This window comes from Pantoea sp. M_10 (genome assembly GCF_008631515.1).
Taxonomy (GTDB): Bacteria; Pseudomonadota; Gammaproteobacteria; order Enterobacterales; family Enterobacteriaceae; genus Pantoea; species Pantoea anthophila.
Genome location: NZ_VWUL01000001.1, coordinates 330340 through 356649, shown reverse-complemented (window position 1 = coordinate 356649; position 26310 = coordinate 330340). Strand labels below are relative to the sequence as shown.

Genomic DNA, 26310 nt, shown 5'->3' with positions numbered 1-26310 from the left:
ATTGCCGTCTCAGACTCAGGTCGGCCGGGAAGCAGGGTGCAGTCGCACAGAGGCGAACTGCACCCGATTATCGATTACGTGCGCAGCGGCTTAAGCAGGGCAATCAGCGCCTCGCGGGCCGCCAGCGGCAGATCGCCACCGCCGGTAAAGCCGTTGTTCTCAACGATCACCTGATTCAGTCCCACCAGCCAGTCGTAGATGTAATAGGCGGTGTGATTCGCCGGTGCCGCTGAGAGTCGGGTCAGGCGCTGACCGGCACCGAAGCTGACGCTGGGAGCGGGCGGGCGCGAGAAAATCACCTGACCGCGGTTGACGCGGCTGGCGGGACGTTCTGATTCCGGGCGCTGTAAAAAGCCGAGCCAGGCCACAAAATCGCCCAGCACCGTCATCGCCCGCGTCACCTGCCGGTCGGCGCGGGATTCGTGCGTCACGCTTTGCGTGTCAGGTTCGTGCAGCGCCTGCTGCAGTTTTTGCGCAATATCGGTGCGGAACCCGGCGGTGATCAGCTCTTCTACCAGCCACTCCATCGTCGCCTTATCCACGTTAAGTAACGCCAGCAGGCTGCGGTTTTCCGGCAGCTGACGCAGGTGATCCAGCCACAGCAGCAGCACCTGGCGCGGAAACTGCTGGCTGCTGTGCAGGCTCTGACGCGGCTGAGCCGGTACGTCAGCGGGGGCGTCACTGAACAGGTCAAATTCAAACCCGATGCCGAACTGATTCTCCGGCGCCTGATGGGCCGGTTTGCTGCCCGGCAGGGTCGCCTGATTGAGCCACAGCTGACGCAGGGCTTCACGCGGCGGCTGCAGACGCTCCAGCAGCTCGCCATGCAGGCCGGTGCGATGCTGTAAACATTTCAGCAGCGTGTCGGCGATGTTCTGCTTGCGTGCCGCCTGTTCCGGGCTGGCACCCGCCTCGGTCCACGGCAGTAAACGCCGCTCTACGACGGTGTGCTGAATCTGCGCGAGCTGGGCCAGCAGCATGTCGCGGCGGGCGTCAGGCTGCATCTCATCCTGCAGCCAGCTCGCCATGCGATCGACGCCCGCGCGATCCAGGGCCAGCATGGAGCCCCAGTGCTGACCGGGCTGTCCCATCTGCCGCTGCACCGCCTCATCCACATTAATCTGCTGATGACGGGCGTCGAAGGGGGTGATGGCCCAGATGAGGCGCGGTTTCTCTGCGGCTTCCTGAGCAGGCTGCTGGCGCTGCCATTCGCGTAGCGTTTCGCTGACCCGATCTGCATCCTGACGCTGGCTGGCCGCCGTGCAGACCAGCAGCAGATCGATCGCCTGTCGCGCGGCATAAAAGCCCGGCAGCAGGGCGCGTTTCTTTTCCAGCAGCTGTGCGCGCAGCGGGTCCTGCTGCTGCAGGCGCTGACGATCTTCCTGGGTCGCCACATCACTGGCGTGACCGGGCGCAGGCAGATCCAGCATATCAGCATCATCATAGAGCGCGGTGCGCGGGGTGGAGCTCAGCGGCACCAGCACTTCCAGCGTCAGCAGGGCCAGCAGGCCCAGCGGGACGCGCTGGGCCTTGCCGATGCGGTTGCCGTTCAGCGGGCAGACTTCCACCGGCTGCTGCTGATCCTGTTCGCTAGCTGGCACAATCAGCTGTCCGGCAGGCAGCAGGGCATTATCGACCAGCAGGCTCAAGGGGGCGAGCACCCGGCTGCTGTTACGCAGCTGATGGCGCAGATGCAGCAGCGTGCGCAGCATCTCGCTGAGCGCCGGTTCAGCGGGCCAGAGCAGGGAGAAAAGCTGTACCCGATCGTCGACGCTCAGCCAGGGAGCCAGCTCGACCGCCTGTGGCCAGAAGTGGCGATCCAGGCGCGCATCGTAGTGCGGACGGCGACGGCACCATGACCAGAGCGTGACCAGCGCATCAGTGTCCAGACCGGCCAGCGGCGAGGCGAGGCGATGGCGCTGCAGACGCTGCAGCCCGCTGTCGATCTGCGCCACGTCGGGTGTGCCCGCAGCGGAACAGGCGAGCATCAGACGGATAACTTCCGCGTCATTCAGCAGGGTCAGTTCAACCGGCCACTCAGTCGAGAGCGGCTCGCGCTGATGGCTGAAGCGGGTGGCGGTGGCAAAATCCAGGTTGCCGGGATTGACATGCTGGAACCAGTAGAGCTGTTTGTCGCCCATGCGGGTCACCAGCTGGCCCTGTGCATCGGCCACCATCTCATTAAGCAGCCAGGCTTTGCCGGCCTGCGACTGACCAAACAGGGCCAGCGTCACCGGACGGGCGACCTGCTGTGCCAGCGCCTGGGTCTGCACGCGTGCCTGACGCAGTTGCAGTGTCAGCGTTTCCGCCTCCAGCGCCAGACGCGGCGACTGCTCACGGCTGTTCTCAATCCATTCCAGACTGTTGTTCAGGGCGTCCTGTAACAGGCCCAGACGTTTTGCCAGCGTCTGAGGCTGGCGGGGTTTCAGGGCTTTCATCGTTTACACACGCTCCCGCTGTCAATCCAGTATTGCGCATTGGCGTTGCCGGTCGCCGATAGGGTATTCAGCTTCAGACTCAACTGCTCCAGCGGCACTCGGGTGCCATCATCCAGCTGCGCATCGCTCAGCACCAGGTTTTCCGGGCCGGACGCACCGGGGCCGGCTTTGACCGCCAGGCGGATGCGCAGCACGCTTTCGCCCGCGACTTTACGCGCCAGCGTCGGGTCGTTCAGCGTCAGGCTGTAAAGCGGTGAGGCGGGCCAGCGGTCGTTATCGAGCTGGCGGAAGCCCAGACAGACGTTACCCCGGATACGGAAACTGCGTTTCCGGTCCAGCGCAAAGCCGGGATCGTCGAGGTCAATGTCGCTGTAGCAGAGATTCTCATCCGTCAGGGCCTGGTTTTCATCCAGCATACCCAGATAGCGGATGGTCGAGTAAGGTTCAAAATCGCCCGCGCGGAACCAGAAGCTGCTGAGGCGCAGATCCAGCGCCAGCAGGCAGAGCATCGCGCCGACGGCGGCGGTCGATTTCGGGTTGTCGATGCGGCCATGCTTGTTAAACGGATACCAGTCGCTGGTGTGATAGCCTTCCAGTGACAGAATGCGGCTGCCCGGCAGCGGCTGCAGATGGCGCACCAGCGCCTGAATGCCAGGGAAGCGTGACGGACGCCCGGTCAGCAGCAGCACATCGCACTGGTAGAGCGAGACCACCTCACACATGGAGCGCAGCGCCGGGATGATGGCCATCCGGTGCTGCATAAACTCGCCGTGCAGCTGCGCGAGGCTCACGACCAGCGGCACCTGCAGCAGATCAAAGCGGCTGTTGCCGCCCAGCTCGCGCTGGATCTCGCCGTTGACAAAGGCGAGCACCGCCTCGCCAGGCGTCTGCTCAACCAGTTCGCCGAACAGGGCGTTGATTTCTGCGTGACTCTCCAGCGGATCCCAGTTCTCATAGCGTTCCAGCACCGCCTGCGCCAGCGGAATAAACAGCTGCAGCGTAACCTGCTGACGCAGCGTGGCCTGACCGTCCATGCGGCTGTCGTGACCAAACAGCTTGTTCATCAGCGGTTCCGCCAGCGTCAGGCCCGCTTTCTGCAGGTGCTGCTGCAGCGCCGGTAAGATCCACAGCTGAATCACATCCAGCAGGATGTCATCGCCCGCCACCTTAAAGCCTTCGCGAAACAGCAGGCGCGGCGTGATTTTAACGTTGTTGCCCTGACCATCATCCAGACGATACTGGGTAATCGCCAGGTCGGTGGTGCCGCCGCCGATGTCAATCGAGGCGATGCGCAGGCTTTTACCTGGCAGTTCGCCCTCATCGCGCGGCCGATCCGGACGCGCCATGCTGCTGAAAAAGTCTTCAGCGCGACCGGCAAAGTTGACCTGCGTCTCATTGAACAGCCAGACCATCTGTCCACAGGTGGCTTCATCCCACTCCATCTGCACATCCGGCAGCGGTTTCGGGTTCTGACGCGAGACGGCCGGCGCCAGGTCATCCTCATCCGCGAGCCAGCCTTCGGCTTTCCAGACCAGCGCCAGCGCCTCCTGCATCCGGCGACGGAAGATTTCACGCTCCGGCTTGGGCATCGCGGACGGCAGCGTCAGGATCACATGGCGCAGCTGACGCGGCGCGTGACTCTGCGGCATACGCTGACGCTGAGCCGCGCTATTCATCTGCATCAGCGCCTGAGCCAGCAGCTCACAGAGCATAAAGGTCATCAGCGAACTGCGGCTGTAGTGAGGTGAAAAGACCGGCAGACGATCGTCCGGCGCCAGCGTCGACAGCGGCTGGCCTTCATCGTTCAGCAGCGTGGTAAAGGGGGCACCATAAGCCAGCGGTTCCGCCTGCTCGCCCGGCGTATTAAAGCGCCAGCCCGGCTGATAGCGTGCCTCATCCCACAGATAACGGCGCGGGCTGGAGAGGCCGGTGCTGCCTTCCAGTCCCGCACGCTGCAGGGCCAGACGGCTCGCCTCACGACCGACACGCGTCAGCGACGGCCACATAAAGGCCTGTTCGCGCCCGCTCTCCAGCGAAAAGTTCGCTTTACCAAAGCGGGTTTCGGCAAATTCCAGACGGCTGTCAAACAGCTCGTTGTAGACCTGATGCGGCTGAGAAAGGTCGCGCAGCTGCAATTCATAGGTCTGCTTCAGGCCGTTGCTCTCTTCCGGGTGATCTTCCACCAGGATGCCGCAGGTGTGGGAGTTGCCCACATCAAGGATGATATCGACGTTGACTGCCGGGGTCTGCAGTGTGGCGGCCTGAATGTGGATCTCGCTGAGGTCGAGCTGCTGGCCCAGCAGTTCCAGCAGATTCAGGTAGTGCGCCTGATACTCAAATTCACGCAGCGCCTGTTTGATCGCCTGCTCGCGGCGGTCGCTGACGCGGTCGGTAAAGGATTCGCGCAGCCAGCCATCGACCCAGGTCAGATCGAGAAAGTCGCCCAGCTCGTAGTTGTGCCAGGCGAGGGCAAAGGTGACCCCATTCTGCGCATCCGCCGGGGTAAGGCCCAGCTGCTCGCCGCCATCCTCTTCCGCCACGCAGCGGGTATCAAAGGCAAGGGTAACGCGATGGGTATTGCCCGCCGCGTCCGGTGCGGGCAGGGCAACCAGACGCATCCGCGCCCAGTTTTCAGGGCCACCGATAAAACGACGTCCGCTGGCACAGCGCAGCATGGGCAGCGGCAGCCAGCAGGCTGACAGCAGCGTCAGGGAGTCCGCCAGCGCGATATCGGATTCCGGGCGCACCACTTCGGCAGCGCCGCCATCTTCCGGATAGAGCAGGAACTTTCCGCTGTTGCCATCGACGTTCAGGCGCAGCAGCGGGCCGTTGGCCGTCTGGCGCACAAACTGACGGCGCGCCGGGGTATCTGAGAGTTGCAGGCCAAAATCCAGAAACTGCACGCCGCTGTTTTCAATCAGCGAAATTTTTTGTTTGTCATCGATCAGGGGAGCCAGCATCGTTATTTACTCTCACGCTTAATCGTCATCGGGAAGACCCGGTCTTCAGCAAACTGCGCTTCGCACTGCGCTGCGCCAATGCTGGCGTGGCAGACAAGCAGCGGCATACGGTAGCGCGAATTGTTCTGACACTTCGCGGTGTAACGGCTCTCAATCACCAGATTACCGGCGCTGGTCATGGCGGCGCTGACATCGGCTTTACAGCTGGTATTACCCTGAGTGACCTGCACGCTGCCTTTACCATTCTTAAACTGGAAACGCATCACGGGTGGCTTACCGGTTGGCGTCGGCATCTGGTTGATGGTGACCCGCCAGCGGCCATCGATCACCTGCACCTGCCCGTCACGCACCGCATCCGGCGTCACAATCAGATCGTCTGGCTTCGCCGGTACCGTCGGGGTCGCCTCACTGGCAAGGGTAGCAGACGCGGCGGCAGGCGGCGTCTCTGTGGTGCTGGCCGCTGTCTGCGGCTGTGTGTCGGGGCGCGCTTCAGCCGTGGCCGTCACCGCTGGCGGGGTGAGGGTGGCTGGCGTCGTCACCGCGGGCGCGCTGGAGGCCTCGGTCGGTGCAGCAGCTACCGGAGGCTGGCTCGCCGTGACTGCCGGCGTGGCGGGAGCCGGCACCGTCGCCGGGGTCGCCGCTGGCTTCGCCGTTGCCACCGGGGTGGACTCAGAGGGTTGACGATGCAGCAGCACGGCCACCATGACGGCGGCGGCAATCGCGACCGGTGGGAGCAGATACCAGACGCGGAAACGCCGACGCGCCGGGAGAGGCGCAACGGGCTGAGTGTCGACGGGCGCAGCAGGCTGGGGTTCCGGTTCAGGCAGAATCTCAGGTTCCGGAACCGGTGGCGGCGCGAGGGTCTCCGGCTCTGCCACGACAGGCGCGGCAGGCAACACAGCCGGTGGCGGTTCAACCAGCGCCACCGGCAGATTCTCTTCCAGGGTGTCACGCAGGCAGGCCAGTGCGTCATCGCGGCTGCGCGCCTGGGCATCGACAAAGCCCCAGAACGTGATCACCGGTTTACCATCGACCAGATAAACATACTGCTGGTCGGGAAATTGCAGAGTTTTGCTCAGCAGCGCGCCAAACAGGCGCATCGACGGGTTCTCTGCCGCGCGCGCGCGCGTACTGAGATCCTGCATATCCTGCTGGCAGGCGGTAAGGTGCTGCAGCGCCGCGCGACGCTCATGATCGCTGGCACCCAGCCAGGATTTCACCCGGCCGCTGAAAGGGGCATACCAGTCGAGGCGGTCGCCCCGGTCGTTGGCCTGGGGAATGGCCAGGCAATCTGCCAGCGCGCTTTGACGGCGCAGGCGCAGGGTTTCACGAATTTGCAGTGCTGAGGCGTAGACCGGCTGGCCATTTTCACCTAATGCCAGAACTGCATCTAAATTACCGCTGCGCAGAAAAGTTTTTGCCACCTGTTGGGCCCTTATCGGTCGTTGTCTGAGGCAGAAAATCGCGTGTTATCGACGATTACGTTGATTTTACGCGGGGCAATGACAAATCAAACGGCAGAAAAGGGGCTAAATCCAGCGTTTTTTTCACTGGCTGGCGGAAAAACAACCGCCAGTTCAGTGAGATCAGCAGATTCAGGCGCGTCTGCGCACCAGCAGCAGATGGGCGATAATGCCGCCCACCAGGCCCCAGAAGGCCGGACCAATACCCAGAAGCGAGACGCCGGAAGCGGTGATCAGAAAAGTGATCAGCGCGCTGTCGCGTTCAGCAGGCTGTTCGAGCGCGCGCTGCAGGCTGCCGCCCAGCGTGGCAAGCAGAGCCAGTCCCGCCAGCGCTTCAATCAGTACTCCTGGCAGGGCGCTGAACAGCACGGCGATCAACGCCCCGGACGCACCCGCCAGCAGATAGAAAATTCCCGCCAGCACCGCCGCGCGCCAGCGTTGCTGCGGATCGGGGTCGACCTCATCACTCATGCAGATCGCCGCGGTAATGGCCGCCACACAGACGGAAAAACCGCCAAACGGTGATAACAGCAGCGCCGTCAGGCCAGTCCAGCTCATCAGGGCAGACACAGGCGCACGATAACCGTGCGCCTGTAAGGTCGCGATACCAGGAGCGTTCTGCGACGCCATCGTGACCAGGAAATAGGGCACACCGATCCCCAGCAGGGTGGTCAGGGTAAAGTGCGGCATCACCGGTTCGGGCAGCATTACGCTTAAGGGCTGCGGCGGAAAGTGAATGGCGTGCTGCGCCAGCGCGACGGCGATACCGATCAGCAGGGTGACCAGAATGGCATAGCGGGCCAGCCAGCGGCGGGCCAGCAGCCAGGCGAGACACATGCTGCCGCAGAGCACAAAGTTGGTCTGCAAATCGGCAAAGGTCTGCAGTCCGAAGCGCAGCAGAATCCCGGCCAGCATCGCCGCCGCCAGCGAGGCGGGAATGTGATTCATCAGTCGGGCAAACAGTCCGGTGACCCCGCACAGGACGATGAGAAGATTGGAGAACACAAAGACGCCCACTGCCTCGTTCAGCGAAATGCCATGAAAGCTGGTGGCCAGCAGCGCCGCGCCGGGTGTTGACCAGGCGGCCAGCACCGGCATGCGGTAGCGCAGCGACAATCCCAGCGAGGCGATCCCCATCGCGATGCCCAGTACGGAGAGCCAGCCGCCGATCTGCGCCGGTGTGGCGCCCGCCGCCTGAAACATCTGATAAATAATGGCGCCGCTGCTGCTGTAGCCCACCAGCACGGCGACAAAGCCGGAAACCACCATCGGCAGGGTAAAACGGGGATGTCCCACTCTTTTCATCATCGCTCTCTCTCACCCTCAGCGAAGGTGAATCTGAATTGTGCGTTATAGCGCACATGATTGCATGATACGCTATAACGCACAAGTGCTACACTGGCAGCATAACGTCAGCTCATTGACGAAAAATGCAGGAGAAAAAATGGCAGATTTTCAGCAACACCTGAGCGCCGCGCTCAGACAGTTGCGCCAGGCCAACGGCTGGAGCCTGACGCTCACGGCGGAGCGAACCGGCGTCAGTAAAGCGATGCTGGGGCAGATTGAGCGCGGCGAATCGAGTCCGACCGTGGCCACGCTGTGGAAGATCGCCACCGGTTTCAGCGTTCCCTTTTCCTTTTTTATCGACGGACGGGTGCTTCCCTCTGGCGCGGTCGCCGGGTTCAGCCAGGCCAACGCCGAGATGACGGTTCATCCGCTGCTGCCTTACGATCCGCAGCTGCGTTTTGACCTGCTGGCGGTTGAGCTGGCAGCGGGCGCGCAGAGCCAGTCGTCCCCTCATGACGCGGGCTGTGTCGAGCAGGTGGTGGTGATTGAAGGCGAGTTGCTGCTGGGCGTCGGTGATATCTGGCGACGACTGGTGGCGGGAGAGGCGTTTCAGTTCAGGGCGGATGTGGCACACAGCTACCGTAATCCGCTGGCGACGCCACTGCGTTTTCACAGTCTGATCCACTATCTGCAGCGGCCGGACGTTACAAATTGATACCTGAGCAAACTACACAGTTTACCTTCGTATCTCTATACTTTCGCCTGGCTATGGAGACCGGCAATGAGCGATCTGACTGAATCGGCAGCCCTGCTGCGCATGCTGGTGGGTAAGCTGAGTCGCCGCCTGCGCGAATCGGCCCCACCCGGTGAGTTAACCTGGTCACAGGTGGCGGTACTGGGCCATCTGGTGCGGGACGGGGCGATGACGGTGACGCAGCTGGCCGCGGCGGAAGGCGTGCGCAGCCAGTCGATGGGCAGCACCGTTGCGGGGTTACTGGCGGCGGATCTGGTGACAGGGGAACCCGACCCGCACGATGGCCGCAAGACCCGCTACCTGCCGACCGCGGCCAGCCTGGCGGTGATTGCTTCCAGCCGCGCGATGCGTGACGACTGGCTGGTACGGACGCTTGAGGCCCGGCTGACACCGGCTGAACAGCAGCAACTGACCGACGTTCTCCCTTTACTGCAGCGACTCGCTGACCATTCACTTTAAGGATTTAATATGGCTGTAACCACACTTGATGCAAAAACGGCGCTGATTGTTATCGACCTGCAGCATGGCATTGTGGCGCTGCCACTGGTCCATGAGCCGCAGCTGGTGATCGAACGCTGTGCCGCGCTGGCGGCGGCATTCCGCCAGCATAATCTGCCGGTTGTGCTGGTTAACGTGGCCGGTGGTGCGCCAGGCCGCACTGAGCAGGCCCGTCACAGCGGTGAACTGCCTGCCGACTGGGCGACGCTGGTTCCGGCAATGACGCCGCAGCAGAATGACATCACCATCACCAAAAAGAGCTGGGGCGCGTTTCAGGCCACGGCGCTGCACGAGGAATTGCAGCAGCGCGGCATCACCCAGGTGGTGATCTGCGGGATCGCGACCAGTATCGGCGTGGAGTCCACGGCACGACAGGCCTATGAGTCAGGTTACAACGTCACACTGGCGACCGATGCGATGACCGATCTCAACATTGATACGCACAACAACAGCATCAATCTGATCTTCCCGCGCCTGGGTGAAACCGGCAGCAGTGAGGAGATTGTTGCGCTGCTGCCGCAGGCCTGATCTGACTGAGTATCAGGCAAAAAAGTCCTGCCACGGAGGGCAGGACAGGGATGGCTGAACGTTAACTCTTCAGTTAAAAGCTAAAACGGTAACCGGCATTGAGCTGGCGTTGATCAAAGCGCTGACCGGTCGTTAAATCGGCTTCCAGATAAAGATGATGTGCGGTGTCTATATCGGCACTGACTCCCAGTCCGTTGCGCAAGGCATTTCCGCTGAAATCCGCTTTCTCCGTTGAACCGTTCAGAGCATATTGCATGCTGGCTGAAAACTCGCGTTCCACGCCGGTTTTGAAATAGACATTGTAATTCGTTGCTCCACTTTTCTGACTGTATCCTGCCAGCGCGCCTGCCCGACCGTTAACGGAATGATAATCTTTAAACGCAATAACCAGACCGTTGCTGGCCCGGGTCTGCGACCCTTTCTGCCGGCCTGCGGTAATCTGAGCCTGAGGTTCGAGATAAAAGCCCTGGTCATCAGGAGAGAAGTGAAAACGCCTGCCCGCCTCAACGGAAAATGTGAATCCATTTGATTTGGCCTGACCGGAGACCGGATTCTGCTGGCTATCTTTCACCATGAACTGATTGCGGATGCGGTTGATCTTAACGACCTGATCAACGTAAAAACCGTTGTCAGCGACCCAGGTCAGATAGCCCCCCACATGTTCTGATTTGGCCGTACCCTCGCCCCCGCGGTAGTGAGGTGAGGCGTGGGTGGTCCCCATAAACAGGCCGCCTGACACGTTTATATCGTCGGCCAGATGCTTATCTGCGCCAAACTGATAGCCGCTGTAGCCCATTTCAAAGTCACTCAGTCTGCCGCCTGAGAAGGCGTTCAGTTTACCGCCGAAGCCCCGCAACCAGACATTCCCTTTCGCATGGTCCTGACGGATGTCGCCCAGGCGCTGAAACAGGGTTTGCGTTTCGACATAGTTCATCAGGTAACTGACATGCAGGAAATTACCGCCTGCATCTGCCGTGGTGGTAATCGGGGGCGCTGGCGTCGGCGCCGGTTCAGGTTCTGGTTCAGGTTCAGGTTCAGGTTCTGGCGCAGGCTGCGGAGCAGGGGCTGGATCTGGTGCCGGATCCGGAGCGGGTTCTGGTTCCGGTGCTGATGCGGCGCCGGAAGAGTAGAGTTCCCAGTTCGTGCCGGTTTTACGCACTGAGTAGAGATAGCCGCCCAGTTCAATATCTGATGCTGTGGTAAAATTTGCTATCCCGTCAGGAGTTTCTGCCACGGTTAATAACTCATGGCCTGTTGTCGCCAGACTGCCCTGATTAACAAATGACAATGTGAAGTCACCCTGGCTGCTGTTTGTGACAACCAGCTTATCGCCACGGTTATTAACGCCATCACCTTCACCCACCGGATCAACACGCATATTGAAATTACCGCTACCTGACAGATCGGCAACGGTTAAGGTGGAATAATCGGATGCAGAGATTGACCGGGTAAAATCAATCCGCCCCTTATTCATGTTTAACCGATCCACATTTGAATTTGCGCTGACATACCAGTCACTTTTATCTAAGGTCGTATTCAGATACCCCTTATTTACACCGTCGCTGATGGCTGCGCCTTGCCAGACCGAGCCGGGCTGCAGCGCTAAATCAACGAAGCCGCCGCGGGAATAAACGGAACCTGTCATATTCAGTTTGCCGTCGATATTAACCACGCCCTGTGCGTAACCTGCATCATATTGCGTGGCGATGGCGAACTGATCTGGCGAGGCCATGGTGATATCGATATTACCGGTCAGATTGATCTCGCCGCCTTTCATTGCGTAAAGCGCCGCTACGGGGTTGACTGCACTCATGATAGAAACATTATTACCCGAGATATGACCCTCGTTCAGCGCCCACAGCGCCATGCTGGCGCCGGTAATATCGGTCTCATCAAGCGTAACAGAGGAGCCAGGCGTCTGGGCAGAAGCGGCATAATAACCGCCTGAATGAAGGCTGTTTCGCTGTTCTGCTGTTCCTTTGTAGTTAATGATTGCTGACGTGCCGCTGGCGACGATGCTGCCAGCCTGTTCAGACGTTACATGGCTGCCGGGACCAATATCAGCAACGCCATTCTGACGCACCTCAAGACCAACAGAGCCGCTTCCTGTCGTATTAATGGTCAGATTATCAGCGGCAAGTTCACCAAAGTTCCAGATACCAAAGGCGTTCGCGCCAGTTGTCGTGATGGTGCTTCCGGATCCCAGATTCGCGAGCGAATCGGCCTGCAGATTGAGGCCATAAGCAGAATCGCCTGTCGTGTTGAGCGTCAGTTGATTTGCGGTCAGTGATGTGCGGCGGGATGACTCTCTCCCATTCAGGGCATGGACCCTGATAGCGTGGCTTCCTCTACCCTGAGTCGATAGGGTGCTGCCACTCCCCAGGTCCACGCGGGTGCCCGCATTGCTGACGCTGAGGCCAAAACCACTGTCTCCTGTCAGATTCACCGTAAGGGCTTCCGCTTTCAGCGATGACGCTCCCCGAATCAGGATACCGGAAGCGGTAGCGGTTCCGGTCACATTGACAGTGGTTCCCGTCCCCAGATCGGCAGTAATATCCTGACCCGTAATATTAATGCCCAGGGCACTATTTCCACTGATATTGAGAGTAAGTCCTTCCGCAGACAGCTGGCTCTCATTCCCCCAGATGACTACGCCGCGTGCATAATTATCGGCATCAGTAACGTTTATAAAAGCGCGACGACCCAGATTAACAATTCCGGTCTGATTGTAGGGATTGACGACGCCATATAGCCCGCCTGAATAGGTGGCGTCTCCGGTCAGAATGTCGCCATCATTCAGGGTTATATTGGCCCCTGTCTGGCTTCCGATATTCTCACCCGCCACGTTACCGCTCATCATAAATCCTGTCAGTAACGCCAGCGGCGTTAAACGACTCATTATCTTATTCATCAGCAAAACATTCCCTGTGTGGCACGAAAAATCAACGCGCACACAGAAAGATTAATTATTCAATGTGCGGCTAAGCAGATACGTTTGAGCTGAGAATAATTTATCAGGGAAGGCGGGTTCTATTTTTGATTTATCCCAAATGCGCCCCGGTTTCTATTATCAAAAGAGGGTTCTGGTTGCAATAAGGTTACGGGGGTGGGTAAATAAGGGGCTTTTTTTATGAGTGCGGGCTTGTGTGGGTTATTAATTAACTAAGAAGGTAACGGATATTATTAATTGGTAATTCAGGGTTTGACGGTAATAAGTGGCTTTATAAAAGCCACTTATTAAATTAGTTAAATGCGTAACTCACCGTGAATCCAGCGCTGTAATTACGACCGGGCGCAGACTCGAAATAACGGCCATTACTCTCGTTCACAATCACCGACCCCACGTAATGCCGGTCAAACAGGTTATCGACCCGCCCAAACAGATCCAGCGTCCACGCGTCCAGTTTCCATTTATAGCCACTGTTCAGTGCGGCCACCGTGTAGGAAGGGGTGTTAACGCTATTCTGATCTTCAGCGGCAATCTGGCTCAGGTAGCGCACTTCGCTTCCCGCATAGAAACCCTCTTCCGGCAGGTAGCCCAGGCCTGCGTAGGCCATGTTGCGGACAATGCCCGGAATACGGTTGCCGTCACAGCTGTCACTGCCGCAGGCGTTGCTGCGATAGCGCGCATCCAGCAGGGTGTAAGCCATCTTCAGCCGCCAGTCCCAGGCAAACTGCTGGTCCAGGCTCAGCTCAAGACCGCGACGGCGTGTCTGACCGGCGTTTTTATAGGTGGTACGACCGCCGCTGCTGGCATCTGCCACAATCTCATCGCGGGTGTCAGTCTGGAACAGCGCCGCGCTCAGCAGGCCATTGCCGATGCGTTTTTTGGTGCCTGCCTCCAGCGTGTCGCTGGTGGCGGGTTTCAGTCCCAGGTTCAGGCCGGTCGCATTATCCGAACGATAGGAAAGCTCATTGATGGTCGGGGTTTCAAAGCCGCGCCCGGCAGAGATCCACACGTTCCAGCCGGGATCAACGGCATACTTCAGCGCCGCCGCGGGCAGCCACTTGTGATAGCGCGCATTCCCGCTGTCGTCGCCGTTGCCGGGGCGAATGTAGAAGTCATTCGAGTCAAAGTTGACGGTGCTGAAGCGCACGCCCGCATCGAGCGAAAGCTTATCCGTCAGTTGCCAGGCAGTCTGCAGGTAGGGATCGAGCGTCCACATCAGGTTGCGCTCGTTGCGTCGCAGATTGCCCTGTTCGCCCAGGTGCGTAACGCCGTCACTGACGGTGAAGTTCTCGTAGCCCTTACGGCGCTCGCTCATGGTTTCATAGTCAAGGCCACCGGTCAGCGCTACCGGAATGGACAGCAGGGTATCGCGATGAGTCCAGCGGGTGTCTGCACCCTGATAATGGCGGGTCAGGGCGATCACGCCACCGGGATGGGTAGGTTTAAGCTGCACCGTGGCGGGAATCGACTGGAACTGGGTCGTTTCGCGCATGCCCGCATAGAGCATGACGCTGAGGTCGTCATTTTCACTCATCTGGCGCTGATAGCGCAGACCGCCCTGGGTCTGATCGACCGTTTTGCGGGTGTTATAGAGCGAGACATTGTTCACCACCTGACGCGGATTGTCGCGCCACTGTGCCGCGGTCAGGCCGCCCGGGTCCTGTGCGTCGATGTGAACGCTGTTAAACAGCAGCGTCAGGGTACTGACATCATCAATGCGCACGCCGAGTCTGGCGTTTCCGAGGTTTTTCTGGGCGGAGCTGTGGTCGCGATAGCCGTGGGTGGTAAAGCGGGAGGCAGAAACGGTGTAGTTCACATCGCCGGCATGCGTGCCGTCACCGGTCGCGCCGCTGGCTTTAACACTGTTGCGCCAGCTGCCGTAACTGCCGTACCAGCTGCCGGCTTCCAGCGTCGCCGGCTGCTGCCCCTGCTGTGTCGTGACGTTGATGACCCCGCCTGACGCATTGCCATAGAGTGCTGAGAAGGGGCCGCGCAGCACTTCAACATGGTCAACCGAGCCGATATCGATATTTGAGGTCTGTGACTGCCCATCCGGCATGGTCGCCGGAATGCCATCCACATAAATGCGCAGGCCGCGCACGCCATAGGTGGAGCGGGAGCCAAAGCCACGCATCGAAATCTGCAGGTCCTGGGCGTAATTTTGTCGGTTCTGGATCTGCAGACCGGGCACGCTGCCGAGGTTTTCCGACAGGTTCACGCGCGGGGCGGCCTGGCGCATATCGTCGCCGCTGACCACGCTCAGGGCCGCGGGGGTATCGAGTTCGTTGAGCCCCTGTTCTGACGGTGCGGCGGTGACGACCAAGGTCGCGTCGTTATCCGCCGCCAGCAGCGGCAGCGGCAGCATGGCGGGCAACATGACCAGCGTCATCTGACGCAGAGAAATTATTTTCATTATAAGTCGCCTGGAAAAGAGAAGAGGTATTGAACCAGATGGAACAATTGTCGCGTATGGTAAGGGTTTGCCCGGTTGGGGTACACCGTTTCGGGCTGGATTTTTTCTCTGTTTACCGCCAGGCTGAAACGCAACTTTACTGGTCACGGGCATCCACCGTTGTGGGGTGCCGTCAGATAACTCAAGGGAGTCAGCATGAAACAACCTGAAGTGGCGGTTCTGGGATTAGGCGCAATGGGGCATGCATTTGCCGCTAATCTGCTGAAGAAAGGCTTTACCGTGCACGGCTGGAATCGCACCCGCGCACGCGGCGAAGATTTGCTGGACGCGGGGTTGCAGCTGGCTGACTCGCCGGACGAGGCGGTGCGGCAGGCGGATGTCGTGATCGCTATGCTGGCGGACGGTGATACCACTGAGCAGGTGCTGCATCAGGTTAAGGAAGCCCTTAAACAGGGTGCAACGCTGTGCCAGATGGGCACCATCGGGGTGGAAAAAACGGACGCGCTGATCGCCTTTTTCGCAGAGGACCGTCCCGATCTGCTGTTTATTGATGCGCCGGTTTCCGGCACCAAGGCACCGGCCGAAAACGCACAGATTCTGGTGCTCGCCAGTGGCGATCAGAGCCGGGCGCAGGCGGCAGAAGCGGTGTTTGCCGCCATCGGTAAAGGTACGCAGTGGCTGGGCGAAGCGGGTAAAAGCAGTCGTATGAAGCTGGTGATCAACAGCTGGCTGATTGGCATGATGCAGAGCCTGGCAGAGAGTACCCAGCTGGCAGCGCAGTTCGGCTTCTCCACCGACGATCTCTGGCAGGTGCTGGAGGGCGGTCCGCTCGCGGCCCCTTATGCAAAAATGAAGCTGGAGATGATGGCCCGCGATGACTACACCCCGCAGATGCATCTGGTCTGGGCGCTGAAGGATGCCCGACTGGCGCTGGATGCCGCAGAAACGCCGCTGCCAGCGCTGGAGAATATTTCCCGGCTCTGGCAGCAGGCGGTTGATGAAGGACACGGTGAAGAGGATCTGGCGGTGATCTACCGCTATCTGAAAGCGCAATGAGCCAGCAGCCGGTTGACTTCAGCCATCGTCCGCTGGTGCCGCTGGCGCACGACTACCTGCACGGTGCCAGTGAGCCCTGGCACCACCATACCTGCGCACAGCTGATCCACACGCTGAGCGGCGTGGTGCGGGTGGAAACGGAGTATGGCAGCTGGATCGTGCCACCCAGCCGCGGCGTCTGGCTGCCCGCGTTTACCCGTCATGCGTTGCAGATTACCGGCAGCGTCGCGGCGCGCACGCTGTTTATCGATCCGCTGGCACGCGCCGATCTGCCCGCCAGCTGTCAGGTGGTGCAGATCTCGCCGTTGCTGCGTGAGCTGATTGTTACCGCACTCGCGCTGCCGGTGCATTACGAGGCAGGCAGCCGGGCTGAGCGGGTAATGGAGTTGATTCTGGATGAAATTCGCGGTATGGATGTGCTGCCATTTGCGCTGCCAACGCCACACAGCGCCCGGCTTCAGGCGCTGTGTGAGCGGATCCAGCAGACCCCCGGCGAAAACTGGACGCTACTGCGCGCCAGTACCCACCTGAACGTCTCGGGCCGGACGCTGGCCCGCCATTTTATGCGCGAAACCGGATTGCAGTTCAGCGACTGGGTGCGACGCGCCCGGCTGGCGATCGCCCTGACGCGACTGGCGCAGGGCGATGCGGTGCTGCGGGTGGCGCTGGAGCTGGGCTATGAAAGCCCCAGCGCCTTCAGTGCGATGTTTCGTCGTCTGCTGGGCGTGTCACCGACGGACTACTTTCCGCCGCCAGAAAGCAGCCCGCCGCGCTGAGCAGTGCCTGCAGGGCCGCACGAGTCGTGTCGTTGTCGATGCTCACACCCCAGGCCCGCACCCCACGCGCATCCACACAGCTGATATAGGCCACGGAACGGCTGTCACTGCGCCGCCCCAGCGTATGTTCATGATAATCCTCAATGGTCAGATGAAGATCGAACGCGCCAGCGAGGGCATTGACCGCCGCCGACAGCCAGCCATTGCCCCGGCCGGTGAGCGTCACCGGACGCTCCTGACAGCGGACGCTGGCGCGCATCTGCGTCTGTCCGGTGCTGTCGCTCTGGCTGTCAGCCTGCTCCAGGGTGATTGCAGGCTGCGTCACACCATAGCGGCGGCAAAAGAGCTGCCACAGCGCGTAGTGCGTCATCTCTCCACCGTGCCGGTCTGTCTCCTGCTGCACACAGCGGCTGAAATCCTGCTGCAGGGCACGCGGCAGCTGTAAACCGTGATTCTGTTCCAGCAGCCAGGCGGCTCCGCTTTTGCCTGACTGGCTGTTGACACGGATCACCGCCTCATAGCTGCAGCCGATGTCGGCCGGGTCAAGGGGCAGGTAGGGCATCTGCCACAGCGTCTCCTGCTGTTCGGCGCGAATGGCGAACCCTTTTTTGATCGCGTCCTGATGCGAACCGGAGAAGGCGGTGAAGACCAGCTCCCCCGCGTAGGGATGGCGGGGATGCACCGGCAACTGGTTGCAGCGGGTCACCACCTCAATCACCTCCTGCATTTTGCTGAAGTCGAGATGCGGCGAAACGCCCTGCGTGTAGAGATTCAGCGCCAGCGTGACCAGATCGACATTGCCGGTGCGCTCGCCGTTGCCAAACAGGCAGCCTTCAACCCGGTCAGCGCCCGCCAGCAGAGCCAGCTCCGCGCAGGCGACGCCGGTGCCGCGATCGTTATGCGGATGGACGCTGATACAGACGGCATCGCGGCGGCTGAAGTGGCGACAGAAATACTCGATCTGATCGGCATAGACATTCGGCGTATTCACCTCCACCGTGGCGGGCAGGTTGATGATCATTGGCCGCGTGGCATCGGGCTGCCAGACATCCGCCACCGCCTCGCAAATCTCCAGAACGAACGCCGGTTCGGTGAAACAGAACGTCTCGGGTGAATATTGAAAGGTCCAGTGGGTTGCCGGCTGCGCCTCGCATCCGGCGCGGATCTGCCGCGCGCCTGCGGTGGCGAGGGCGATAATCTCCGCTTTGCTCTGTTTAAAAACTCGTTCGCGAAACAGCGGTGCAGTGGCGTTATAGAGATGCACAATGGCGCGCGGCACCCCCTGCAGCGATTCGAAGGTGCGGGCGATCAGATCGGCGCGCGCCTGCGTCAGCACCTGCAGCGTCACATCCTGCGGAATGCGCCGCTGTTCAATCAGATCGCGAACGAAATCAAAATCTGTCTGCGATGCTGAGGGAAAGGCGACCTCGATCTCCCGGAAACCGCAGCGCAGCAGCAGATCCCAGAAGGCCATTTTGCGCTCGCGATCCATCGGTTCCGCCAGCGCCTGATTGCCATCGCGCAGATCGGTAGAGAGCCAGCGCGGTGCCTGAGTGAGCTGGCGTGAAGGCCACTGACGATCGGGCAGCGACATCAGCGGGGCGGGACGGTATTTATCAGCGGGTTGCGTCAGCATAGGGTTCTCCTTGTTTTTTTATCAGTCTGCCGCCAGCGCCTCTCCGCCGCGCGCGCAATGCTGACAACCTGATGCGCAAAAGTGACAACACACAGCAAGGTGAATATGCAAGCAGCGCTGTTCCGCCTGAAGACGAAGAAGGCTGAAAAGGGAAGGCTGTGAGTTGATGTCAGATGGGTGAGCAACAGGCGCTGTAGTCAAAGACGATGCCTGCAGCGTGGGCTGGTAAGATTACGTCGGGATCAGTGTCGTTCTCACCTGAGGACAATCAGAGTCAGAACAGCGAGCGCTGTGCCGAGATAGCAGATTCCTGCAAACATCCACAGACGCACTAACGAGATCATCCAGCGGCTGACGGTGAGTCTGTTTTCGCCGAAAAAGGAGTAAGCAGGACTCTCCTTGCTGAGGGAGGCTATTGGTTTATTCCTGCTGAGATTAATGAAAAATCTGCACACCTGATATGCGCCAAAAAAACCGGCCATGTGATAGAACGAACAGGGTGGCGGAAACTGATATTTCTCCAGGAACAGGGAAATGAGTCTGTCATACGCTTTTCTGTTAAAAGCGTACAGGAAGAAAGAGATGAAAATCAGAAAGCTACCAGCGAGGCCAGAAATCAGCCCCGCTCTTGAGATATAAAACTCAGTCACCTGTTGACCCCAGTAAATAATCCACTTCAGACCGGCGCATAAGAAATGTTCTCTGCACTCTATCCTGAAATATTCAGGACAACACCCTGTGTGCGCTCCGGTTTGATGAATCTGCCAGGCGGGGGTAGCATGATCGCCTGTTTCTCCGGGTGAACACTTATGCTGATTTTTGACGGTCACAACGACCTGCTGCTTAACCTCTGGCTGCACCATCGCGATGCGCCTGTGCAGGCGTTTTATCAGGGTATTGAACGGGGCCACCTCGATTTCCCGCGCATTCAGCAGGGGGGCTTTGGCGGCGGGCTGTTTGCGATTTTTGTGCCGCCGCAGGAGTACATTGCCCGCACCGTGCCAGCCCGTGCCGGTGAACCCTGGCAACCGCTTGAGATCATGTGGCAGCAGCTGCAGATCCTGCAGCAACTGGCCGATGAATCAGGGGGCCGGGCGCGTCTCTGCCGCAGCGTGGAGGAGATTGCAGAGTGCCGGGCGGCGGGTGTGCTGGCGATGGTGGCGCATATCGAAGGGGCCGATGCGCTGGATGAAGAGGGCGAACAGCTGCACGCTTTCTGGCAGGCGGGGGTGCGCAGCATCGGGCCGTTCTGGAATCTGCCTAACCGCTTTGGTCAGGGCGTCAGCGGCAGCTTCCCCGGCTCACCCGATACCGGGCCGGGGCTGACCCCGGCCGGTGAACGGCTGATCCAGCAGGCCAGCGCGCTCAATATGATGATCGACGTCTCTCACATGAATGAAAAGGCCTTCCAGGACACTGCCCGGATCGCCGCTGCGCCGCTGGTTGCTAGCCACTCTAACGCGCACGCCCTCTGCCCGCAGCCGCGCAATCTCACGGATGCGCAGCTGATGGCGATCCGCGACAGTGGGGGGCTGGTCGGCATCAACTTCGGCAACGCGTTTCTGCGGACGGACGGTAAACGCGATGCCGACACGCCATTAACAGAAATTGTTAAGCATTGTGATCACCTGTTGAGGATAATGGGCAGCGACCATGTGGCCTTTGGCTCCGATTTCGACGGCATCACCCCGCCGGATGCGCTGGGGGATGTCGGCGGGATGCCGCGTCTGCTCGCAGCTTTCCGGGAAGCGGGCTATGATCAGACACTGACAGAGAAGCTGGCATGGGGAAACTGGCAGCGGGTTTTACGTCTGACCGGGCTGTGATAACAATTTCCTTACGTCCGGACTTGATCCCGACGCGCCATTGGCGCACCATCTGCCTGGAAATTGTGACAGTGCTCTCATTTAATCGCTGTCACGCTGATTCCAGGCAGCTAAATTACTGTTAATAAAGAGGATATAAATTATGTGGAAAAAACCAACCTTCGTTGATCTGCGTCTCGGTCTGGAAGTGACTCTCTACATCTCCAACCGTTAATCGTTATGCCCGCCTTCTGAGCGGGCATTTTTTCAACTTCTGGTTTTTCTCTATGTTTATCAAAATCCTCGGTTCGGCCGCGGGTGGCGGGTTTCCGCAGTGGAACTGCAACTGCGCCAACTGCCACGGCGTGCGAAACGGCACGATTCAGGCCAGCATGCGTACACAGTCGTCGATTATCCTCAGCGATAACGGCGAGGACTGGGTGCTGTGCAATGCCTCTCCCGATATCAGTCAACAGATCCTGCATACGCCCGAGCTGACCCGCAAAGGGGTACTGCGCGGCACCGCGATAGGTGCCATTATCCTGACCGACAGTCAGATCGATCACACCACCGGGCTGCTCAGCCTGCGTGAAGGCTGTCCGCATCAGGTATGGTGCACCCCTGAGGTGCATGCCGACCTCAGCACCGGCTTCCCCATTTTTCCGATGCTCAGCCACTGGAACGGCGGCTTACAGCACCGGCCCATTGCGCCACTGACGCCGTTCAGCGTTGATGTCTGTCGCGATCTGGAGTTTACCGCGATTCCGATCATCAGTAACGCGCCGCCATACTCGCCCTATCGCGATCGGCCGCTGCCGGGTCACAACGTGGCGCTGTTTATCGAAAACCGCGCCAGCGGCCAGACGCTGCTCTATGCACCCGGTCTGGGAGAGCCTGATGACGTCATCCTGCCGTGGCTGCACAGGGCAGACTGCCTGCTGATTGACGGCACCGTCTGGCAGGATGATGAGCTGCTCGCCACCGGCGTAGGCCACAACACCGGCAAGGCGATGGGCCATCTGGCACTGGCAGAAGAGCAGGGGCTGATGGCGCTGCTGGCGTCGCTGCCGGCAAAACGCAAAATTCTGATCCACATTAACAACACCAATCCGATCCTTAACGAGCAGTCACCCCAGCGTCAGTTTCTGACAGAGCAGGGCATCGAGGTGAGCTGGGACGGAATGGCGATCCACCTTCAGGGCTAAATCATGCAGATCACCGAAACGCTGTCGCCACAGGCTTTTGAACAGGCTCTGCGCGACAAGGGTGCGTACTACCACATTTATCACCCTTATCACATTGCGATGCACAACGGTCAGGCGACCCGCGAGCAGATTCAGGGCTGGGTGGCTAACCGCTTCTATTACCAGACCACCATTCCGCTGAAAGATGCGGCGATCATGGCGAATTGTCCCGATCCGGCTACCCGGCGCAAATGGGTGCAGCGCATCCTTGACCATGACGGCAGTAATGGCGAAGAGGGCGGCATCGAAGCCTGGCTGCGGCTGGGCGAGGCGGTCGGTCTGACGCGTGAGGAACTGCTGTCGGAGCAACACGTGCTGCCCGGCGTGCGTTTTGCGGTGGATGCCTACATTAACTTTGCCCGCCGCGCCAACTGGCAGGAGGCCGCGTGCAGTTCCCTGACCGAGCTGTTCGCGCCGCAGATCCATCAGTCGCGCCTCGACAGCTGGCCGCAGCACTATCCATGGATTAAAGAAGAGGGCTACTTCTACTTCCGCAGCCGCCTGGGTCAGGCGAACCGCGATGTGGAACATGGCCTGGCGCTGGCGCTGGACTTTTTCACCACCGCAGAGAGCCAGAACCGCATGCTGGAAATTTTGCAGTTTAAGCTCGATATTTTATGGAGCATGCTGGATGCGATGACCATGGCTTACGAGCTGAAACGTCCGCCTTATCACACCGTCACTGACAAGGCGGCGTGGCACACCACCCGACTGGTATAACCGATGAATGAAAACTCGATTGCCGTGTTTCGTCGCGGCTACCGCATGCAGTGGGAAGCCGCCCAGGAGAGCCACGTCGTGCTCTATCCGGAAGGGATGGCGAAACTGAATGAAACCGCCGCCGCCATTCTTGAGCTGGTGGATGGCAAACAGGATATCGCCGCGATTATCGCGACGCTCGACAGCCGTTTCCCGGAAGCGGGCGGCGTGGGTGCAGACGTTTTAGAGTTCCTGCAGTCAGCCTATGAACAGAAGTGGATACAGTTCCGTGACCCCGCATAAACCTGGCGTAAATCCGCCGCTCTGGCTGCTGGCCGAGCTGACCTATCGCTGCCCGCTGCAGTGTCCTTACTGCTCGAATCCGCTCGACTTTGCGCAGCAGGAGAAGGAGCTGACGACGGCGCAGTGGATTGAGGTGTTTCGCCAGGCGCGCGCCATGGGCAGCGTGCAGCTCGGCTTTTCCGGCGGCGAGCCGCTGACCCGTAAAGATCTGCCGGAGCTGATTAAGGCCGCGCGCGATCTCGGCTTCTATACCAACCTCATTACTTCCGGCATCGGCCTGACAGAGAATAAGCTGGATGCCTTCAGCGAGGCGGGTCTGGACCATATCCAGATCAGCTTCCAGGCGAGTGATGAAACCCTGAATGCCGCGCTGGCAGGCTCGAAAAAGGCGTTTCAGCAGAAGCTGGAGATGGCGAAGGCGGTGAAGGCCCACGGCTATCCGATGGTGCTCAACTTCGTGCTGCATCGCCACAACATCGATCAGATCGACAAAATTATCGACCTCTGCATCGAGCTGGAAGCGGATGACGTCGAGCTGGCGACCTGTCAGTTCTACGGCTGGGCGCAGCTGAACCGCGAGGGCCTGCTGCCCACGCGTGAGCAGATCGCGCAGGCGGAAGCGGTGGTAAACCGTTACCGTGCGCGCATGAGCGACAGCGGCAGCCTGACCAATCTGCTGTTTGTGACCCCGGACTATTACGAAGAGCGGCCCAAGCCCTGCATGGGCGGCTGGGGTGCCATCTTCCTCAGCGTCACGCCGGAAGGCACCGCGCTGCCGTGTCACAGTGCGCGCCAGCTGCCGGTGGAGTTTCCGTCGGTGCTGACGCAGAGTCTGGACGATATCTGGTACAACTCGTTCGGTTTTAACCGCTATCGCGGTTTCGACTGGATGCCAGAGCCGTGCCGTTCCTGTGACGAGAAAGAGAAAGACTTCGGCGGCTGTCGCTGCCAGGCGTATATGCTGACCGGCAACGCCGACAACACCGATCCGGTCTGCAGTAAATCACCGCATCACGGAAAAATCCTTGAGGCCCGCCGCGAGGCGGATTGCAGCGACATCAGGATTGGTCAGCTGCAGTTCCGTAACCGCAGCAACTCACAGCTGATCTACAAAACCCGGAACCTCTGATGATAACGCGCGGCCTGACGATCAATGGCCTGACGATTGAGCTGGTGCATCACGCCGACGCCAGTCAGGCCGCGGCGCTGATTCAGGTGGCGGGAGGCAGCCACGACGAGCCTGACCGCTGGCCAGGCCTGGCGCATCTGCTTGAGCATCTGCTCTTCACCGGCAGCACCGGCTGGCCTGATGAAGGCCGGCTGATGAGCTGGATCCAGGCGCAGGGTGGCAGGGTTAACGCCACCACGCAGGCCCGCCGCAGCGCCTTCTTCTTTGAGGTTACGCCATCGCTGCTGGCTGACGGGCTGCTGCGATTGCAGGATATGATTGCCCATCCGCTGCTCGACAATCAGGCGATCGGGCAGGAAGTGGCAGTGATCGACGCAGAGTATCAGCTGTTACAGCGCCATCAGCCGACACGCACGGAGGCGGCACTGCTGCACGCCGCCACATCACCCCCCGCATTCCGCCGCTTCCAGGCAGGAAGTCGCGCCACCTTTGGCGATGATCTCCCCGCTCTGCAGCGGGCGCTGCGCCAGTTCCACCAGCGCTATTACGTTTCCGGCAATATGCGGCTCTGGCTGCAGGGACCGCAGACGCTGGATGAGCTGGAGCAGCTGGCGCGGGATTTTGCCGCCGGGCTGCCGTCCGGTCACGCGCAGCAGGATCTGTCGCCGCCCGGACTGACAGGTGAGGCTGTCTGGCAGCTGGCGGAGGGCGCACCCGCGGCGCTGTGGCGCAGCTGGCTGCTGAACAATAGTGACGGTGTCACGTTGTGGCGTGAGTTTCTGCTCGATGAAGCGCCCGGTTCACTGCTGGCGACGCTGCGCGAGCGGAAGCTGGCGGAGGCGCTGGATCTGCAATGGATCTATCAGGCCGATGACGCGCACTGGCTGGCCCTGAAGGTGGAGACCGACCAGCCTGAGCTGACAGACAGCGTGATCGATGACTATCTGGCCGCGCTGCGCCAGACCACTGAATCGCAGCATCAGCACTATCAGCGGCTGGCACAGCAGCGTTTTGCCGCGCTCGCGCCGCTGGATCAGTTACGCCAGCGCGCCTTCGGCTTTGCGCCGGATGAGACGGAGTCTGCGTTGCCGCGGCTGCTGGCGTCGCTCTGCCGCGCGCCGCAAAGCTGGCTGATCTGCTCGCCGCAACCGGCGGCGGAGAATCTGGTCACGCAGGGGTTCAGCCTGCCGCTCTCCCCACGGAATGCGTTTCCCCGCACGAAGCCGTCCCCGGCCTCATTCACCTTTTATCCGCTCAGCAGCGTCGCCACCGCTGAATCTCTGCCTGCCACAGCGGTAGTCTTACCGCATCATCAGCCTGACGACGGGGACGCTACGCTGATCCTGCGCCCGGAGTTCTGGACAACCTTTACGCCGGAGAGGGGCCTGGCGCTGGAAAAACGGCTGCGTCCGCTGTTTGCCGCGCTGCGCCATCAGGGCGGTCATGGGCGCTGGCAGGAAGTGGAGGGGGTGTGGCAACTGACGCTGCAGCTGCCGCCGGATGCGGCGGTGGCCGACAGGGCGCTCAGCCTGATGGTGCCTGCTCTCACGCCGCCTGCCGAATCCGGGCCGACTCCGCCTGTGGAGAGCATCGCCATTCGTGCGCTGCTGCAGCAGTTACCCTATGAGCTGGCGGTAAACGTTGCGCCCGGCAGCTGGCGGGCGGCACTGAAAGGGGGCAACGCGGCGCTGCACGCCCTGATCGCCCGGCGGCTGAGTGCGCTGTCGCTGCCGGTCAACCCGGCCGCGCCGCCGACGCGCATGACGCCCCGGACCGGTCTGACGCGTCTGCCCCATGCCAGCACCGATAATGCGCTGCTGCTCTTTATCCCGCTGCAGCAGAGTGAACAGCTGGCTGCGCTGCGGGCGCTGGCCCTGATCTACGAGCCGCGCTTTTTCCAGCGCTATCGGGTCGAACAGCCGGTGGGCTACGTGGTCAGCAGCCGCTATCTGCGCTGCGCCGACGAAGACGGGGTACTGTTTGCGCTCCAGTCACCCGACTACAGCGCGCTCTCCCTGCTGCGCTACTGCCGCAACTTCCTGCGCTCGCTGACGCCGACGCTGGGCGAGTGCGATCTGGTGGCACTGAAAACCCGCCTGCTCAGCAGAGAAAACGATCAGCCGCTGGCACGGCTGCGTCAGGAGAATGGCCTGGCCGAACCCGATGCGGCGCAGATCCAGGCGCTGGATCTCAGGGATCTGCAGCAGCTGCATCGCACGCTGATGCAGGATCGCCGCCGCTGGCGGGTGCTGTTCACGGACGGAGAACGGACGCAGGCCTGGCAGAGAGTTGCTGAATTTATTTGAAAATTACCGACAAATCTCTTCACTGTCTAAAACGGGAAATTTGCACCACACTTAGTGCACTTTTG

General features: G+C 60.5%; 20 protein-coding genes. 12 read left to right on the top strand and 8 right to left on the bottom strand.

Features of this window, described 5'->3' with window-relative positions:
* Positions 1–74 precede the first annotated feature (74 nt).
* The 4 genes from F3I47_RS01720 to F3I47_RS01705 all read right to left on the bottom strand — a co-directional run bounded on the left by F3I47_RS01720 (position 75) and on the right by F3I47_RS01705 (position 8169).
* Positions 75–2438, bottom strand: a complete 2364-nt coding sequence (locus F3I47_RS01720; protein ID WP_150029611.1) for a virulence factor SrfC family protein — start codon at positions 2436–2438, stop codon at positions 75–77.
* The gene (locus F3I47_RS01715) at positions 2435–5398 is read right to left on the bottom strand and encodes a virulence factor SrfB (protein ID WP_150041126.1); all 2964 of its coding nucleotides are present in this window, start codon (positions 5396–5398) and stop codon (positions 2435–2437) included. Before F3I47_RS01715 ends, F3I47_RS01720 begins: the two co-directional genes overlap by 4 nt.
* A 2-nt stretch (positions 5399–5400) precedes the next feature.
* Entirely contained in the window at positions 5401–6822 is a 1422-nt protein-coding gene (locus F3I47_RS01710) for an SrfA family protein (RefSeq protein WP_150029609.1), read from the bottom strand.
* A 171-nt stretch (positions 6823–6993) separates the two neighbouring features.
* Positions 6994–8169: a benzoate/H(+) symporter BenE family transporter gene (locus tag F3I47_RS01705; protein ID WP_009090288.1), complete on the bottom strand. Its 1176-nt coding sequence runs from the start codon at positions 8167–8169 to the stop codon at positions 6994–6996.
* 136 nt (positions 8170–8305) lie between these two features.
* Here F3I47_RS01705 and F3I47_RS01700 point away from each other — a divergent pair, with 136 nt between their 5' ends.
* The 3 genes from F3I47_RS01700 to F3I47_RS01690 all read left to right on the top strand — a co-directional run bounded on the left by F3I47_RS01700 (position 8306) and on the right by F3I47_RS01690 (position 9928).
* Positions 8306–8863 (top strand): helix-turn-helix domain-containing protein, encoded by a 558-nt coding sequence (locus F3I47_RS01700; RefSeq protein ID WP_150029608.1) that lies wholly within the window; start codon positions 8306–8308, stop codon positions 8861–8863.
* A 66-nt stretch (positions 8864–8929) separates the two neighbouring features.
* Positions 8930–9361, top strand: coding sequence for a MarR family winged helix-turn-helix transcriptional regulator (locus tag F3I47_RS01695; RefSeq protein ID WP_009090285.1), 432 nt, complete (start codon positions 8930–8932; stop codon positions 9359–9361).
* A gap of 9 nt (positions 9362–9370) precedes the next feature.
* The gene (locus tag F3I47_RS01690; protein WP_150029607.1) at positions 9371–9928 is read left to right on the top strand and encodes an isochorismatase family protein; all 558 of its coding nucleotides are present in this window, start codon (positions 9371–9373) and stop codon (positions 9926–9928) included.
* 73 nt (positions 9929–10001) lie between these two features.
* Here the strand turns inward: F3I47_RS01690 and F3I47_RS01685 are convergent, their stop codons facing one another.
* On the bottom strand, positions 10002–12827 hold the full coding sequence (locus F3I47_RS01685; RefSeq protein ID WP_150029606.1) for an autotransporter outer membrane beta-barrel domain-containing protein: 2826 nt from the start codon (positions 12825–12827) through the stop codon (positions 10002–10004).
* A gap of 343 nt (positions 12828–13170) precedes the next feature.
* Positions 13171–15291, bottom strand: coding sequence for a TonB-dependent receptor PqqU (gene pqqU, locus F3I47_RS01680; protein ID WP_190311343.1), 2121 nt, complete (start codon positions 15289–15291; stop codon positions 13171–13173).
* Positions 15292–15486: 195 nt separating this feature from the next.
* On the opposite strand from pqqU, the gene F3I47_RS01675 reads away from it, so the two are divergent.
* Entirely contained in the window at positions 15487–16347 is an 861-nt protein-coding gene (locus F3I47_RS01675; RefSeq protein WP_150029605.1) for an NAD(P)-dependent oxidoreductase, read from the top strand.
* The gene (locus F3I47_RS01670) at positions 16344–17123 is read left to right on the top strand and encodes a helix-turn-helix transcriptional regulator (protein WP_058958239.1); all 780 of its coding nucleotides are present in this window, start codon (positions 16344–16346) and stop codon (positions 17121–17123) included. Before F3I47_RS01675 ends, F3I47_RS01670 begins: the two co-directional genes overlap by 4 nt.
* Here F3I47_RS01670 and leuA read toward each other — a convergent pair.
* Positions 17044–18759, bottom strand: coding sequence for a 2-isopropylmalate synthase (gene leuA, locus F3I47_RS01665; RefSeq protein ID WP_150029604.1), 1716 nt, complete (start codon positions 18757–18759; stop codon positions 17044–17046). The two genes, F3I47_RS01670 and leuA, sit on opposite strands and share 80 nt — an antisense overlap.
* A gap of 254 nt (positions 18760–19013) precedes the next feature.
* A complete protein-coding gene (locus tag F3I47_RS01660; RefSeq protein ID WP_223812742.1) occupies positions 19014–19589 on the bottom strand; it encodes a hypothetical protein in 576 nt (191 codons plus the stop codon).
* On the opposite strand from F3I47_RS01660, the gene F3I47_RS01655 reads away from it, so the two are divergent.
* From F3I47_RS01655 to pqqF, 7 genes are all read left to right on the top strand, one after another.
* Positions 19569–20585: a dipeptidase gene (locus F3I47_RS01655; protein WP_150029603.1), complete on the top strand. Its 1017-nt coding sequence runs from the start codon at positions 19569–19571 to the stop codon at positions 20583–20585. The genes F3I47_RS01660 and F3I47_RS01655 overlap by 21 nt on opposite strands.
* 142 nt (positions 20586–20727) lie before the next feature.
* Positions 20728–20799 (top strand): pyrroloquinoline quinone precursor peptide PqqA, encoded by a 72-nt coding sequence (gene pqqA, locus F3I47_RS01650; RefSeq protein WP_009090272.1) that lies wholly within the window; start codon positions 20728–20730, stop codon positions 20797–20799.
* A gap of 52 nt (positions 20800–20851) precedes the next feature.
* Positions 20852–21769: a pyrroloquinoline quinone biosynthesis protein PqqB gene (gene pqqB, locus F3I47_RS01645; RefSeq protein WP_150029602.1), complete on the top strand. Its 918-nt coding sequence runs from the start codon at positions 20852–20854 to the stop codon at positions 21767–21769.
* Between the two features lie 3 nt (positions 21770–21772).
* On the top strand, positions 21773–22528 hold the full coding sequence (pqqC, locus tag F3I47_RS01640) for a pyrroloquinoline-quinone synthase PqqC (protein WP_009090267.1): 756 nt from the start codon (positions 21773–21775) through the stop codon (positions 22526–22528).
* A 3-nt stretch (positions 22529–22531) separates the two neighbouring features.
* Positions 22532–22810 (top strand): pyrroloquinoline quinone biosynthesis peptide chaperone PqqD, encoded by a 279-nt coding sequence (pqqD, locus tag F3I47_RS01635; RefSeq protein ID WP_111208444.1) that lies wholly within the window; start codon positions 22532–22534, stop codon positions 22808–22810.
* On the top strand, positions 22773–23939 hold the full coding sequence (gene pqqE / locus F3I47_RS01630) for a pyrroloquinoline quinone biosynthesis protein PqqE (RefSeq protein ID WP_370462019.1): 1167 nt from the start codon (positions 22773–22775) through the stop codon (positions 23937–23939). Before pqqD ends, pqqE begins: the two co-directional genes overlap by 38 nt.
* Positions 23939–26245, top strand: a complete 2307-nt coding sequence (gene pqqF / locus F3I47_RS01625; RefSeq protein WP_150029600.1) for a pyrroloquinoline quinone biosynthesis protein PqqF — start codon at positions 23939–23941, stop codon at positions 26243–26245. The genes pqqE and pqqF overlap by 1 nt, the downstream gene beginning before the upstream one ends.
* Positions 26246–26310: the final 65 nt, after the last annotated feature.

What these genes read in the sequence shown, in the direction of transcription:
- F3I47_RS01720 (WP_150029611.1), bottom strand. Translation starts at nt 2,438, where the DNA reads ATGAAAGCCCTGAAACCCCGCCAGCCTCAGACGCTGGCAAAACGTCTG.
- F3I47_RS01715 (WP_150041126.1), bottom strand. Translation starts at nt 5,398, where the DNA reads ATGCTGGCTCCCCTGATCGATGACAAACAAAAAATTTCGCTGATTGAA.
- F3I47_RS01705 (WP_009090288.1), bottom strand. Translation starts at nt 8,169, where the DNA reads ATGATGAAAAGAGTGGGACATCCCCGTTTTACCCTGCCGATGGTGGTT.
- F3I47_RS01700 (WP_150029608.1), top strand. Translation starts at nt 8,306, where the DNA reads ATGGCAGATTTTCAGCAACACCTGAGCGCCGCGCTCAGACAGTTGCGC.
- F3I47_RS01695 (WP_009090285.1), top strand. Translation starts at nt 8,930, where the DNA reads ATGAGCGATCTGACTGAATCGGCAGCCCTGCTGCGCATGCTGGTGGGT.
- F3I47_RS01690 (WP_150029607.1), top strand. Translation starts at nt 9,371, where the DNA reads ATGGCTGTAACCACACTTGATGCAAAAACGGCGCTGATTGTTATCGAC.
- F3I47_RS01685 (WP_150029606.1), bottom strand. Translation starts at nt 12,827, where the DNA reads ATGAGTCGTTTAACGCCGCTGGCGTTACTGACAGGATTTATGATGAGC.
- pqqU (WP_190311343.1), bottom strand. Translation starts at nt 15,291, where the DNA reads ATGAAAATAATTTCTCTGCGTCAGATGACGCTGGTCATGTTGCCCGCC.
- F3I47_RS01675 (WP_150029605.1), top strand. Translation starts at nt 15,487, where the DNA reads ATGAAACAACCTGAAGTGGCGGTTCTGGGATTAGGCGCAATGGGGCAT.
- F3I47_RS01670 (WP_058958239.1), top strand. Translation starts at nt 16,344, where the DNA reads ATGAGCCAGCAGCCGGTTGACTTCAGCCATCGTCCGCTGGTGCCGCTG.
- leuA (WP_150029604.1), bottom strand. Translation starts at nt 18,759, where the DNA reads ATGCTGACGCAACCCGCTGATAAATACCGTCCCGCCCCGCTGATGTCG.
- F3I47_RS01655 (WP_150029603.1), top strand. Translation starts at nt 19,569, where the DNA reads ATGCTGATTTTTGACGGTCACAACGACCTGCTGCTTAACCTCTGGCTG.
- pqqB (WP_150029602.1), top strand. Translation starts at nt 20,852, where the DNA reads ATGTTTATCAAAATCCTCGGTTCGGCCGCGGGTGGCGGGTTTCCGCAG.
- pqqC (WP_009090267.1), top strand. Translation starts at nt 21,773, where the DNA reads ATGCAGATCACCGAAACGCTGTCGCCACAGGCTTTTGAACAGGCTCTG.
- pqqD (WP_111208444.1), top strand. Translation starts at nt 22,532, where the DNA reads ATGAATGAAAACTCGATTGCCGTGTTTCGTCGCGGCTACCGCATGCAG.
- pqqE (WP_370462019.1), top strand. Translation starts at nt 22,773, where the DNA reads ATGAACAGAAGTGGATACAGTTCCGTGACCCCGCATAAACCTGGCGTA.
- pqqF (WP_150029600.1), top strand. Translation starts at nt 23,939, where the DNA reads ATGATAACGCGCGGCCTGACGATCAATGGCCTGACGATTGAGCTGGTG.